Source organism: Pseudomonas sp. MRSN 12121 (genome assembly GCF_000931465.1).
Taxonomy (GTDB): domain Bacteria; phylum Pseudomonadota; class Gammaproteobacteria; order Pseudomonadales; family Pseudomonadaceae; genus Aquipseudomonas.
Window position 1 is genome coordinate 3,650,959 of sequence record NZ_CP010892.1, and the last position, 13,220, is coordinate 3,664,178.

The 13,220-nt window shown below is 67.2% G+C and carries 7 protein-coding genes; all 7 read right to left on the reverse strand.

Annotated elements, in window-relative coordinates:
* Positions 1-61 precede the first annotated feature (61 nt).
* Positions 62-1,762 carry a polyurethanase gene (locus TO66_RS16515; protein ID WP_044463334.1) on the reverse strand — a complete coding sequence of 567 codons (1,701 nt, stop codon included), beginning with the start codon at positions 1,760-1,762 and terminating at the stop codon, positions 62-64.
* A 37-nt stretch (positions 1,763-1,799) separates the two neighbouring features.
* Entirely contained in the window at positions 1,800-4,883 is a 3,084-nt protein-coding gene (locus TO66_RS16520) for an autotransporter serine protease (RefSeq protein ID WP_044463335.1), read from the reverse strand.
* A gap of 163 nt (positions 4,884-5,046) precedes the next feature.
* A complete protein-coding gene (locus TO66_RS16525; protein ID WP_409077194.1) occupies positions 5,047-7,989 on the reverse strand; it encodes an autotransporter domain-containing protein in 2,943 nt (980 codons plus the stop codon).
* A 121-nt stretch (positions 7,990-8,110) separates the two neighbouring features.
* The gene (locus tag TO66_RS16530; RefSeq protein ID WP_044463337.1) at positions 8,111-9,469 is read right to left on the reverse strand and encodes a TolC family outer membrane protein; all 1,359 of its coding nucleotides are present in this window, start codon (positions 9,467-9,469) and stop codon (positions 8,111-8,113) included.
* A 2-nt stretch (positions 9,470-9,471) separates the two neighbouring features.
* Complete coding sequence (locus tag TO66_RS16535; protein ID WP_156162121.1) at positions 9,472-10,788, reverse strand: HlyD family type I secretion periplasmic adaptor subunit; 1,317 nt, start codon at positions 10,786-10,788, stop codon at positions 9,472-9,474.
* Between the two features lie 14 nt (positions 10,789-10,802).
* Complete coding sequence (locus TO66_RS16540; RefSeq protein ID WP_044463339.1) at positions 10,803-12,596, reverse strand: type I secretion system permease/ATPase; 1,794 nt, start codon at positions 12,594-12,596, stop codon at positions 10,803-10,805.
* Positions 12,597-12,834: 238 nt separating this feature from the next.
* The gene (locus TO66_RS16545) at positions 12,835-13,218 is read right to left on the reverse strand and encodes an AprI/Inh family metalloprotease inhibitor (RefSeq protein ID WP_044463340.1); all 384 of its coding nucleotides are present in this window, start codon (positions 13,216-13,218) and stop codon (positions 12,835-12,837) included.
* Positions 13,219-13,220: the final 2 nt, after the last annotated feature.

Here is a 13,220-nt window from a genome sequence, read left to right on the forward strand (position 1 = left end):
CGAACGAGGCGCCATCCCCTGGCGCCCCGCCCTTAGTGCAATGCCTGTTGTCGCTCCTTATCTAGGCAAAGACGATCCCCCCTGCCGACAGGCTGTCCGGCGCGACCCCGACCAGCGTGACGGCGTAGTCGCCGACGCTGAGCAGGGTGTCCTGGCCGCTCTGGGTCAGGTGCTGGGTGTAGTCGTAGCCCTGCCCCGCGCCCGCCACGCCCATGAACACCAGCTTGTCGCTGCCCTGGTAGCCATGGATGGCATCGAAACCGAACGCCCCGCTGAACAGGAAGGTATTGGCACCCCCGCCGCTGGAATACATGACGTCGTTGCCGGCGCCACCGACGAAGGTCACGTCGCTCTTGTCGCTGCGCAGCACATCGTCGCCGCCGTGCCCGAACAGCCAGTCGCCGTCGACGCTGGCCGCCAGCGCATTGCCGTAGGCGTCGCCATTGAGCGAATGGTTGTAGGGGGTCAGCTGGTTGCCGGCCAGCAGGCCCTGGTCGGTGACGCTGTGGGTCACTTCCTTGCTGAACAGGCCCCAGAGGAAGCCCGGCTCCTTGCTGGTGATCGCCCCGATGTCGCGGGTCATGCTGATGCCGCCATAGGCATCGCGCACATACAGGCTGCCATCGCCATCGTTGACCACGCTGAATTTACTCAGCGACTGCTGCAGATCGAAGACGTTATGCCCCTTGCCGCCGAGCAGGATGTTGTAGCCACCATCGTCGCGGAAGGTGTCGTTGCCGTCGCGGCCCTCGATGAAATCGTTGCCGCGCCCGCCCTTGAGCAGGTCGTTGCCATCGGTGCCGAAGATGAAGGTGCTGCCCTTGTGCGGTTCGGCATTGCGATTGAGGTCTTCGACCCAGGTCGAGCCACGGTTGCCCTCGGACAAGGTCGAGACGATCAGGGTCGAGTCCCGGCTCGTCAGGTCGTAGAAGGCCGAGTCGACCACCCGGTTCAGCCCGTCGGCGTAGCCCGCGGAACTGTGCGCGCTCCACGACAGCGGGTTGAGGATGCTCTGCGGCAGCAGGTTCTCCAGGGTCGAGGCGTAATGGTCGCTGAAGTTGACGATGTTGTTGGTCGCCGAGGCCTGGGGCTTGTCGTGAGCCCCCAGGGACGACGCGTTGAAGGTGGTGCCGTCGAGCACCCTGAACACCGGATCGTTTTCGTAGCCGATGTTCAGCACCTTGTCCGCGGCGCTCTGGGTCGGCGAGGCGAACGCCACATACTGCGCGTCGGCGTAGAAGCCGCCCCAGTGCTCGCCGCTCAACTGCGCCAGGCTGTTGACCCCCAGGCCGCCCAGGCTGTGGCCGCTGACCAGCACGTCCTGGCCGTTCAGGCCCTGGTTCCGGGCGAACTCGGCCACCCGGGTGAACAGCTGGTCGAAGGCGTTCTTGCTGTAGTCGTCCGCATAGCCCGACGGGCCGAACGCCGCCAGCAGGTCGTTCTTGATGTCGCCCAGGGTATCGCCCAGGCCCAGGCCGCCGGTGCCGCGAAAGGCAATACCGATCGACAGCAGCTTGCCGGCGTCGTCATAGCGCCCCAGCACTTCGACGTTGGCCGTGGTGAAGCCCGGCTGTTCGCCGAAGAAGGTGCCCTCGGGCCCGACCGTACCCTGGTAGCCCAGCTGCCCGGCGGAAATCGGCTTCCAGCCCGACGCCAGCGCTTGCCCGGTGGGCGCGTAGGCATACAGCGTCAGCGCCAGGGCATCGCTGTACAGCGCTTTGCCCGCCTCGCCCTTGAAGTTGCGGTAGTCAAATACACCCATGTGCGTGCCTCGCTCTAATGGTCATTGGCCACGAGCCTCAGAACTGCCAGTCCAGGGTCAGGCCGACCCCATGACTCTTGTCCCGAGAACCCAGCAGGCCGTTGTAGTCCAGGTTTATCCGGGTATCGCGCCCCAGCAGCAGCCCGGCGCGAGCCCCGACCACAGCAGCGTTCCGGTCCAGCGCAACGCTCTGTATGTTGAACGAACCACCCTGCGCAAAAGCCAGGTGCTGCTCCGACTGGGTGTCGCTCAGGTTGTGTTGCCAGCCCAGGGTGCCGGCCAGTTCCAGCTGCCGGGCCTCGGCCAGGGCGAAGCGTTTGCTGGCCCGCAGGCCCAGGGTCGAGAGCACCGCGTCGCGGTTGTCGTCGCCGCCCTTGAGCGCCGTCGCCCCGCCCTTTTCGTGGAAGCTGTCGCTGCCCACATGCACGTAGGCCAGGTTGGCGAAAGGCTCCAGGGCCACGCCCGGCAGCGCCACTTGCCACGCCGCTTCGGTGAACAGCTGCGCGCTCTGGGCGTCGCGCTTGACCTTCTGCCGGTCCGAGAACTCGCCGTATTGCAGGTCGCGCTTCACATCGATGCGGTGCCAGCTGTAGGAACCGCCGACGCTCAGGCGCACGGCGTCCAACTGGTGGCCCAGGTAGGCGCCCAGGTGATAGCTGTCCGCGGAGGCCGAGGAATGGGTGCCGTCGCCCATGCTCAGGGAGCTGTCGCTGTAGCCGGTGAACAGGCCCAGGCGGGTGTTCTCGGCGACCAGCCCATCGACACCGGCGAGCAGGCCGCCGATCGAGGTGTTGTAGCTGGCCCGGTCATGGCCGTCATCGGCCTTGCCCCAGGCCCCCAGCACCTTGAACCACACATTGTTGTCGGCGGTGCTCGGCGCCGACGAATCGAGCAGGCCGTCCTGGCGCAGGCGATCGCCCACGGCATCGCGCAGGTGGCGGCTGTCGTTGATCAGCAGCGTGCCGATCGCCGGGTGGATCTCCCCGTTCAGTTGCTGCAAGGCCTGTTGCGCGCTGGCGGCGTCCGCCGACAGCAGCAGGCTCTCGTACACCGGGTTGCCCGCCCCCAGGCGCTCGGCGGCGACCGCCACGGAACGCTGGTTCGGAGTCACGCCGACATCGCTGAAGGCCGTCGCGTTACGCGCCACCTGCAACTGCACGCCGCTGGCGCTGTAGTCGAGGTTGCCCCCCAGGAACAGGTAGTTCGGGGCGACCGAGGCAAAGCGCCCGTCGATGCCACCGGCGGCCTGCAGGATGTTGTACTGGCGGCCCAGCAGGCTCTGCGCCTCGCGGGCGCTGAGCAGGGTCGGGCTGTTCTCCAGGGCCAGGGTCACGTTGGCCCCGGCGATGCTGGCCTTGCCACCGGCGACGATCCGGTCGCTGCTGGTCGGCGACAGCTCCACCGCATAGGTCGAGCCCGGTTGCAGGGTCACGTCGCCCGCCACCTGCAGGGTGCCGATGGAGTTGCCCGGCGCCACGCTGCCGCCGCGGTTGACGGTCAGGCCCGCGATGCGCCCGTTGCCGCCGAGGATGCCGCTGTCGTTGACCGTCACCTGGGAGGCCAGCGAGCCGTTGATGGCCAGGCGTCCCTGGTTGACCAGGGTCGGGCCGCTGTAGCTGTTGTTGCCGGTGAGCACCAGGGTGCCGACGCCCTGCTTGGTCAGGCCGCCGTGTCCGGAAATATCGTTGCGCCACACATCCAGGCCGCAATGCACGTCGTTGCACAAGCGCTGGGTCGGCTTGCCGGCGTCCACCACGGCGCCGATGCCAGGCAGGTCGGCGACGAACTGGCCGGAACCGTAGGCGCCCTGGATACGGAATTCCTCGGGAATGTCCGCCTCGGTGATGAACATGCCCGGGCCGTCGATGCCCTTGCGCAAGTCGATCATGCCCCAGCCGTACAACGCGTCGATGCCCGGCGCGCCCATGTCGGTGGCGGTGGTGCGCAGCACCGTGGCGATCTGCGAGCCGCTCATGTAGGGAAAGCGCTCCATCAGCACCGCCGCCGCGCCCGCCACATGCGGTGCGGCCATCGAGGTGCCGCTCTTGTTGCCGTAGCCGACGGTCATGTTCTCCAGGCTGGTGCCGCCGATCACCGCGCTGTAGACCCGCGTACCCGGGGCCGAGACGCAGAAGCTCGCGGTGTAGCCGCAGCGCGAGGAGAAGGTACTGAGGGTGTAAGGGTTGGGGCTGCTGGTGTCCGGGTTGGTCTGCAACGCCGCCACGGTCATCCAGTTCGGGGCGATTTCCGGGACGAAATAGCCCAGGCCGGCAATCGCGTCGGGATTGTTCAGGTTGTAGTCGTTGCCGGCGGCGAAGATGGTCAGCACGCCGCTGCGGGCGGCATCGATCGCCCCGCTGTAGGCACCGCCCTGGCGAGTGCCGAGCAGCGGCCGGATCTGGTCGAACTGCAATTGCGCGTCCTGCACGGTGAAATGCGGGAACGCCGGGTCGCGGCCGCCCTGGTCGAAACGGTCGGTGATACCGATGCCCCAGCTGTTGTTGATGATCCGCGCGCCGCTGTTGACCAGGGCATCCCAGCCGGCCCGATAGACTGCGCCGTCGTTGCCCAGGATGATCCCGTCCTCCGGGCCCGGGTCGCCGTTGTCGGCGCTGATGATCTGCGCGCCGTAGGCCACGCCGTGCATCGGCCCGCCGTCGCGGCTGCCGGCGGCGATACCGCCGACGTGGGTGCCGTGGGAACCGAGCTTGCCGTCCGAGCCCACCGAAGGCTTGCCGTCATACAGGAAGGCGTCGCCGGCTTTGACCGGGATATAGGGGTCGGTGTATTCGCGGATGCCGCGGGTGACCAGGGTGATCACCTTGTCGGCGCCGCTGAATTCCGGGTGCTGGGCGTACACCGGCTGGTCGAAGATCCCCAGCTTGACGCCCTTGCCGCTGTAGCCGGCGGCGTAGGCTTGCTCGGCATGGATCGCCCCCAGCCCCCATTCGGCATTGAATTCGGCGCTGCGCCAACTGCCGGGATCGCCCGGCTTGCCGTTTTCCACGTAGGGCGCGGCCTGGGCCCCACCCGCCACGGCCAGGCCACAGATCAGCGCGCCACAGGAGGCGCGCACCAGGCTGTGGGCCGCCGGAGCAGCCCCCATAAAGCTGTATTTCATCGGTACCTTCCTTAGTTGCCTTGCTCTTGCTGAAAGCGGCGCGCCGCGATCCGGCGCGCTTGGTTTTATCGAACAGCCGGGCTGCCGGCGGCGGCCCGTGCCATGCCGATTGCGGTTCGCCGAGTCGACGCGGGCGTCGGCACGGCGCTGTCAGGGTGCGGGCTCAGAACTGCCAGTCGAGGCTCAGCCCCGCGCCGTGCTGTTTCTCGCGGCTGGCCAGCTGGCCGCTGTACTCCAGGCTCAGGCGCAGGTCGCGGCTCAGGGCCAGGCTGGCCTTGGCGCCGACCAGCGCCGAGTTGCGCGCCAGGGACGTGCTTTCGACGCTGAACGGCGTGCCACCCGCGGCGAACGCCAGGTGCTCTTCGGCCCGGGTGTTGCTCAGGTTGTGCTGCCAGCCCAGCGAGCCGGACAGGTCCAGGCGGGTCTGCGCGGACAGGTCCAGGCTCTTCGCCGCCCGCAGGCCGAGGGTGCCGAGCACGGCTTCGCGGCTGTCGCTGCCGGCTTGCAGCGCGGCGGCGTCGCCCTTCTCGCGGAAGCCGTCGCGGTGCAGGTGCACATAGGCCAGGTTGCCGAACGGCTCCAGCGCCAGCGCCGGCAGCGCCAGGCGATAGGCCGCCTCGCCGAACACCTGGCTGGTACGGGCGTCGACCTTGGCTTTCTGTGTACCGGCGACGTCGGCGAACTGCAGGTCGCGCTTGACGTCCGCGCGATGCCAGCTGTGGCTCGCCCCGGCACTCAGGCGCCAGGCGCCCAGTTCGTGGCCCAGGTAGGTGCCCAGGTGGTAGCTGTCGACCGAGGCCTTGGAGTGGGTGCCGCCGCCCATGCTCAGCGAGCTGTCGCTGTAGCCGGCGAATGCGCCCAGCCGCGTATCGTCGCTGAGCGCGCCGTCGGCGCCCAGCAGCAAGCCGCCGATCGAGCTGTTGTAGGCCTCGGTGTCGTGGTCGCCATCGTTCTTGCCCCAGGCGCCCAGGACCTTGAGCCAGGCGTTGCCCTGGCCCTGGACCTGCGCGCCGGGCGCCTGCAGGCGTTCGCCGACCGCGTCGCGCAGGTAGCGGCTGTCATTGAGCAGCATCGAGCCGAGCGCCGGATAGATTTCCCCGGACAACTGCTGGAAGCCCTGGCGCGCCACCGCGGCGTCGGGCGAGCGCAGCAGGCTCTCGTACACCGGGTTGCCCGCGCCCAGGCGCTCGGCGGCCGCGGCCACGGCACGCTGGTTCGGGGTCTGGCCGACGCTGGCGAACGCGGTGTCGTTGCGCGCGATGCTCAGTTGCACGCCGCTGGCGGAGTAATCGAGGCTGCCGCCGAGGAACAGGTAGTTCGGCTCGACCGAGCCGAAGCGGCCTTCGATGCCGTTGCCTGCCTGGAGAATCTGGTACTGGCGGCCGATCAGGCTCTGCGTCTGCTCGACACTGAGCAGCTGCGGGCTGTTTTCCAGGGCCAGGGTGACTCCGGCGCCGTTAAGCGTGGCCTTGCCGGTGGCGACGAGGCGGTCGCTGCTGGTGGGCGACAGCTCCACCGCGTAGGTCGAGCCCGGCTGGAAAGTCAGGTCGCCCGCCACCTGCAGGGTGCCGATGGAGTTGCCCGGGGCCACGGTGGCGCCGCGGTTGGCGAGCAACCCGCCGACCTGCCCGGAGCCGCCGAGGGTGCCGCCGGCATTCACCGTGACGGTCGAGGCCAGCGAACCGTCGACCGTCAGCAGGCCGGCGTTGACCGTGGTCGCGCCGCGGTAGCTGTTGTGGCCACTGAGTACCAGCTGGCCGGCGCCGGACTTGATCAGGCTGCCCTCGTACACCCGCTGCGCCGCGGCGGCGTCGCGGGCCATGCCGACGGCGTAGTCGGTCTTGTCCTGCTGGCTGGCACCGGCGCCGAGGCCGTTTTCCCAGCCCCGGTCCTTCAGGGTCTGCTGCCAGGCGGCTCGCTCGGTGGCGTCCTCGCCCTGGCGTTGCAGCAGCGCCTGGTCGGAGATGTCGTTGCTCCACACGTCACGCTGCCCGGCGCCCAGGTTGGCATCGAAGGCCCCGAGCAATTGCCCGGGCCCACGCATTGCCCGTTCGAGGTCCGGCACGCCCCAGCCGACCAGGCTGTTCGGCGCCACGGTGGGCGAGCCGTCCAGCTGGGTGGCGGTGGTCAGCAAGACCTCCAGGGCCTGCTGGTTGTTCATGTACGGATAGCGCTCCATCACCAGGGCCAGCGCGCCGGTGGCATGGGGCGCGGCCATCGAGGTGCCGGACTTGGTGGCGTAGCCGCCGCCGGGCACGGTGCTGGAGATCAGCCGCCCGGGGCTCGCCACGCACCAGTACTTGGCTGCGCCGCACTGGTTGTAGCGCTGCTGGTTGTTGGCATCCAGGCCGGATACCGCCAGCCAGTGGCCTTCCAGGTCCGGCTGGAAATACGGCAGCGCCGCACGCACGCTGGCGTTGGCGTAGCCGCTGTTGCCGGCGCTGAAGACGTTGATCACACCCTGGCGCGACACGTCCGCGGCGGCGTCCAGCCAGGTGCCCTGGCCGTAGTGCTGGGCATAGGCGGCCTGCAGGCCGGCCAACGTCTGGTAGCTGACATCCGGCGGCTGGCTGCCCCAGCTGTTGTTGATCGCGCGCACCCCGGCGTCCGCCAGGGCCCCGTAGACCGCCTTGAAATAGCGCGGGTCCGGGGTCGGGCCGAAGAGGAAACTGTCGTTCTTGTTGGTGTTGCCGACGTAGACCTGGGCATTGAACGCCACGCCGTGCATGCCGATGCCATCGCGGGCCGCGCCCATGGTGCCGGTGACATGGGTGCCGTGGCTGTCGTTGTTGCCGTTGAGCACCCCGGAAACGCTGAACGGCGTGCCGTCGACATAGGTGCCCGTGGCGGTGACGGCATGGAAGCGCTCGGGCGAGGCCTCGGGATGGCTGGCGTCGAAACCGGAATCCAGGGCGCCGATCTTCACCCCGCTGCCGGTGATCCCGGCGGCATAGGCGGAACTGGCCCGCATGCGCTCCAGGCCCCAGTCCTGGTTGTATTCGGCCGACCGCCAGGAGGCCGGCGAACCCGGCTGCCCGGCCTCCTGGTACTGCGCCTGGACCAAGCCGGGCAGCGCCACGGGCAATACCGCGGAACACGCCAGCAACGAACGGCGACTCAGCGCCTTGAGCTGATGAAAGCATCTATCCATGTAATGACTTCTCGTTTTTTGTTTTTGTCGAAAATGTCAGGCCAGGCCGTCCGCGGCCGCCTTGTTCATGAACCGTTCATGAGCCGGGCCTGAAGGCTTCATCGACCCGCGCCAGGTCGTCTTCGCGCAGGGTGCCCGCGTAGTAGTGCAACTTGGTCCAGGCCATCAGATAGTCGTAGCGGGCCTGCGCCAGGTCGCGCCGGGTGGTGTACAGCTGTTGCTCGGCGTTCAGCGCGTCGAGGTTGACCCGCTCGCCGCCGAGGATGCTCTGCTTGGTCGAGACCACCAGCGCCTCGGCCGAGGTCAAGGCCTTCTGATAGGCGCGCAGCTTGCTGACTCCGGACAGGCAGGCGCTGAACTGGCGCCGCAGCTCGATCAGGGTGCTGCGGGTCTGCGAGTCGAGCTCGTACTCGGCCTGCTCCATCATCCGGCTGGCCTGGCGGGTGGACGCCGAGACGCCGCCGCCGGCGTACAGCGGCATGCTGATTTCAATGCCGATGGTGTTGGTGTCGTAGCGCTGGTTGTAGGTGTTGCCGCTTTCCGACTCGACCCGGCGCGAAGTGGCATAGGCGCTGAGCCGCGGCAGGTGGCCGGCGCGGTTGCGCTCGATCTCGTAACGCGCCACTTCCACCGCCTGGCGCTGGGACGCCAGGTTCGGGTTATTGCTGATCGCAAGCTCATGCCAGGCGTCATAGTTGGCCGGCGACAGGGTGAACGACTCGAAACGCTCGCCCAGGGGCGCCAGGTCGCGGATGTCCACGGTCGGCTCGCCAATCAGCGCGCCCAGCTCGCGCAGCGCCGCATCCTGCTCGTCGCGGGCCTCGATCTCCTCGGCGGTGGCCAGCTCGTAGCGCGATTCGGCTTCGAGAATGTCGGTGCGGGTGCCCTCGCCCTGGCGAAACATGTGCTCGTTCTGCTGGAACTGCTGCTCGAAGGCCTTCTTCTTGGCCTGGGCGATGTCGATCTGGTCCTGGGCGAACAGCGCCTGGGTGTAATAGGTCAGCACCCGCACCAGCAGCTCCTGGCTCTTGCCGCGGAAACTCTCGTCGGCGAACAGCGCCTGGGCCACGCCCTTGCGGTAGGAGGCATAGGCCTCGTAGTCGATCAGCGGCTGCTGCAGGGTGAAGGTCGAGCCGTAGCTGTCGTAGTTGCGGTCGTCATGGCTGGTGCCGCCGCGGCCGTCGGGCACCGTGGCCTTGGAGTTGTTGCGCCCCTTGTTGTAGTTGTAGTTGAGCTTGGGCAGCAGCCCGGCGCGGCCGATGATGCGGTTTTCCAGGCCCGCGTCGCGCGCCTTGATCGCCCCGAGGAACACCGGGTCGTTACGCAGCGCCTGCTCGTAGACCTGGAACGGCCCCATGGCGGCGTGAACGCCGGTACAGCACAGCAAGGCGACGGTGGCTCCGAAGATGGAAAGCTGACTCATGCGACGGAACATCCTTATTCCTCGGTCAATGCGGATCCCGCCCGGTCGAGCAGGGGTTTGAACAGGTAGTTGAGCAGCGAGCGCTCGCCGGTGCGGACGAACATTTCCGCCGGCATGCCGGGCTTGATCACCAGGCCGTTGAGTTTCTCCATGGCCTGGTCGCTGACGCTGCTGCGCAGCACGTAATACGGCATGCCGGTCTTCTCATCGACCATCTGGTCGGCGGAGATCAGGCTGACCTCGCCGGACACCCGCGGCGTGCGGCTCTGGTTGAAGGCAGTGAACAGAATGTCCACCGGCAGGTGGCTGCCGACCTTGTCGATCAGGTTCACCGGCAGGTGGCCTTCGACTTCCAGCCGCGTGTCCTGGGGCACGATTTCCAGCAGGTTTTCCCCGGGACGGACCACCGCCCCTTCGGTGTGCACCCCGAGGTTGACCGCGATGCCGTCGGCCGGCGCGAGGATCTCGCTGTGCTGCAAGTCGAAACCGGCCGAGGTCAGCTGTTGCTCCAGGGTCAGGCTTTTCAGCTGGGCCTCGGCCAGTTGGCTGCGCACCTCTTTCTGGTACTCCTCGGCGTGCTGCTGCAACTTGAGCCGCGACTCGAGGATGCCCTGCTCCACCCGGCCGCTTTCGCCGGTGTTCTGCGCCTGTTCCTGCTGCACCTGGGACAGCTGGCGCTGGTACTCCATCAGGCGGTTGCGCGGGATATAGCCGTTGTCCGCCAGCGGTTGCAGGTTGGCCAGTTGCTGGCGCAGTGACTCGGCCTGGTTGTTGAGGTCGGTGCGCGCGCGGCGCATCCCGGCCAGTTGCGCGGTGGCGCCGTCGATGCTGGCGCGGATCGCCGCCTGTTCCCGGGCGAAGGCTTCGCGCCGGCTGCTGAACAACTGCCGCTGGCCTTCCAGCACCAGGGCCAGGGCCGGGTCGGGGTTGGCGCTCAGGGCCGGCGGGAAATCCACCTGCCTGAGGTTGTCGCGCTCGCTCTGCCAGCGCGCCAGGCTGGCCCAGGCCATGCGGTACTGCGCCTGCAGCGACTGCACATCGGCCTCGACCTGGGTCTGGTCGAGGCGGAACAGCGGCTGGCCCTGCTTCACCGCCTCGCCCTCGCGGACCAGGATCCGGCTGACCACCCCGCCGCTCATCGATTGCACGGCCTTGCGCTTGCCCGAGACCACCACCGTGCCCTGCACCGGGATGCCCTGGTCCAGCGGCGCCAGGGCCGCCCAGGTAAAGAAGCTGCCGGCGCCGACCAGCGCCAGTACCCAGCCCATGCGCGCAAAAAACCGCGCATCGCGCTCGGGACGCTCCGGCGCATAACCTTGTTCGATCATCATTTGGCTGTCCTTGCTCATGCGCCTGGATTCCGTGTCGGGGCCTGGTATTGGCGGCTCATGCTCAAGCCGGCCGGGGCCGACGGTTTGTCCCGCGACGGTTCCTGGACCGACGCCTGGGCTTGTGCCTGGGCACCACCGGACAGCGCCCGGAGCACTTCCTGGCTCGGGCCGAAGGCCTGCAGGCGCCCTTCGTTGAGCACCAGCAGCTTGTCGGCCTGGGCCAGCGCGGAAGAACGGTGGGTCACCAGGATCACGCTGGTGCCCTGGGCCTTCATCTGCGCGATGGCCGACGCCAGGGCGCTCTCGCCCACGGTATCGAGGTTGGAGTTCGGTTCGTCGAGCACCACCAGCCTTGGCTGGCCGTACAGCGCCCGGGCCAGGGCCACGCGCTGCTTCTGCCCGCCGGACAGGCCGCTGCCATCGTCGCCCAGCTGGGTGTCGTAGCCCTGAGGCAAGCGCAGGATCAGTTCGTGCACGCCGGCCTGTTGCGCGGCCTGCACCACCTGTTGCGGGTCCGTGTCCTGAAAGCGCGCGATGTTCTCGGCGATGCTGCCGGAAAACAGCTCGATGTCCTGGGGCAGGTAGCCGATGTGGGGGCCCAGTTCATTGCGGTTCCAGCGATGGATATCGGCGCCGTCCAGGCGCACCGTGCCCGCCAGGGTCGGCCATACCCCCACCAGGACCCGGGCCAGGGTCGACTTGCCGGAGCCGGAGGCGCCGAGCACGCCCAGCACCTCCCCCGCCCCGAGGTTGAAGCTGACCTGCTGCAAGGTCGCCAGGCGCTTGCCCGGCGGGCCGGCGCTGACCTGCTCGAAACTCACCTGGCCCTTGGGCGCGGGCAGCGACATCGCCGTGTCGCTCGGCGGGAAGGCCTGCAACAGCGAGTCCAGGCGCTGGTAGGCGAGCTTGGCGGAACTCCACTGCTTCCACACCGCGATCAACTGGTCGATCGGGCTCAGCACCCGGCCCATCAGGATCGATCCGGCGATCATCATGCCGGCGGTCATGTCGCCCTTGATCACCAGCAAGGCCCCCAGGCCCAGCACCAGCGATTGCAGGCACAGGCGCAGGGTCTTGCTCAGCGAACTGATGACCGCGCCGGTGTCGCTGGCCTGGTTCTGCAGGCTGAGAAAGCGCGAGTGCACGTCGAACCAGCGCTTGCGCAGCGCGCCGAGCATGCCCATGGCCTGGATGGTTTCGGCATTGTGCAGGTGGCTGGTGGCCAGTTGCGTGGACTTCTGCGAGTAGCCGCTGGCTTCGCCCAGGGGCTTCTTGGTCATGACTTCGTTGAGGTACGCCAGGGCGATCAGCAGGACCGCGCCCACCGTGGCGAATACCCCCAGCCAGGTGTTGAACAGAAAGATCACGAACAGGTAGATGGGAAACCACGGCGCGTCGAAGAAGGCGAACAGCGCAGGTCCGGTGACGAACTGGCGGATGTGGGTCAGGTCGCCCAGGGATTGCCCGGCATGCCCTTCGCCGCGGAACAGGTTGCGCTCGAACGCGGCCTGGTAGACCCGCAGGTTGAAACGACGCTCCAGCTGGCTGCCGATGCGGATGACGATGAAGCTGCGCACCACCTCCAGCAAGCCGATGAACGCGAAGAAGCCGACCACCATCAGCGACAGCATCGCCAGGGTGGTTTCGTTCTGCGAGGAAAGGACCCGGTCGTAGACCTGGAGCATGTAGATCGAGGGGACCAGCATCAGCACATTGATCAGTGCGGTGAAACAACCGACGCTGATCAGGATGCCTTTGTAATCGCCCAGTGCCTTGAACAACGGTGCAGTGGTCTTCGCCATCTTCATTGGTCTTTCCTGAGCTGTATATCCCGTGCCACGGGCACAGGACAAATAAACCGCCCGTACTTGAGTCGGGACATTATTGGATTATTGAGGCGTACAGGCGAAAGAACTCTACCGCCAGACGATACGGAGTTCTAGTTATTTAGTTCTTTACATCAAACATAAAGACATAGCGTATATGGCCCTGCCTTATACGCTTATCCATACAGATACATTCAAAGATGCATACAGCCGCGACTTTTCAGGGGGTGCGCTGCAATATAACTTTTGCCCCCGATTTCAAAGTGCCTTCATATAAGCCGTCTTTCTGGCGACTTAGAAAGATGATCTTCGAGCCCTCTTTGCCGGTCACGGCAATTCCGTCCGGCTCGGGAAACCAGCCAATGGCCGGATCGCCCAGCCAGCCGGAAAGACACTCCGCGCCCGCGCCCAGGGTGCCGTTGCGCTCCAGGTCCAGGACGCACTGGCTGGCCGGTTGCGCCGGCTGCGACAGGTGCCAGTGTCCGGCCAGTTCCGCCGGGTCCGCCAATCTCAGGCTGCTTGCCATGCTTGTTTCTCCAGAAAACATCATCAACGTCGCGATCAGGTACGCGCCGGCCTTCGCGATAAAGGCAGTTCGAATCATAG

Bases quoted from the DNA above. Each gene is read 5' to 3' on its own strand.
- TO66_RS16520 (WP_044463335.1), bottom strand. From the start codon at position 4,883: ATGAAATACAGCTTTATGGGGGCTGCTCCGGCGGCCCACAGCCTGGTG.
- TO66_RS16535 (WP_156162121.1), bottom strand. From the start codon at position 10,788: ATGATGATCGAACAAGGTTATGCGCCGGAGCGTCCCGAGCGCGATGCG.
- TO66_RS16515 (WP_044463334.1), bottom strand. From the start codon at position 1,762: ATGGGTGTATTTGACTACCGCAACTTCAAGGGCGAGGCGGGCAAAGCG.
- TO66_RS16530 (WP_044463337.1), bottom strand. From the start codon at position 9,469: ATGTTCCGTCGCATGAGTCAGCTTTCCATCTTCGGAGCCACCGTCGCC.
- TO66_RS16545 (WP_044463340.1), bottom strand. From the start codon at position 13,218: ATGATTCGAACTGCCTTTATCGCGAAGGCCGGCGCGTACCTGATCGCG.
- TO66_RS16540 (WP_044463339.1), bottom strand. From the start codon at position 12,596: ATGAAGATGGCGAAGACCACTGCACCGTTGTTCAAGGCACTGGGCGAT.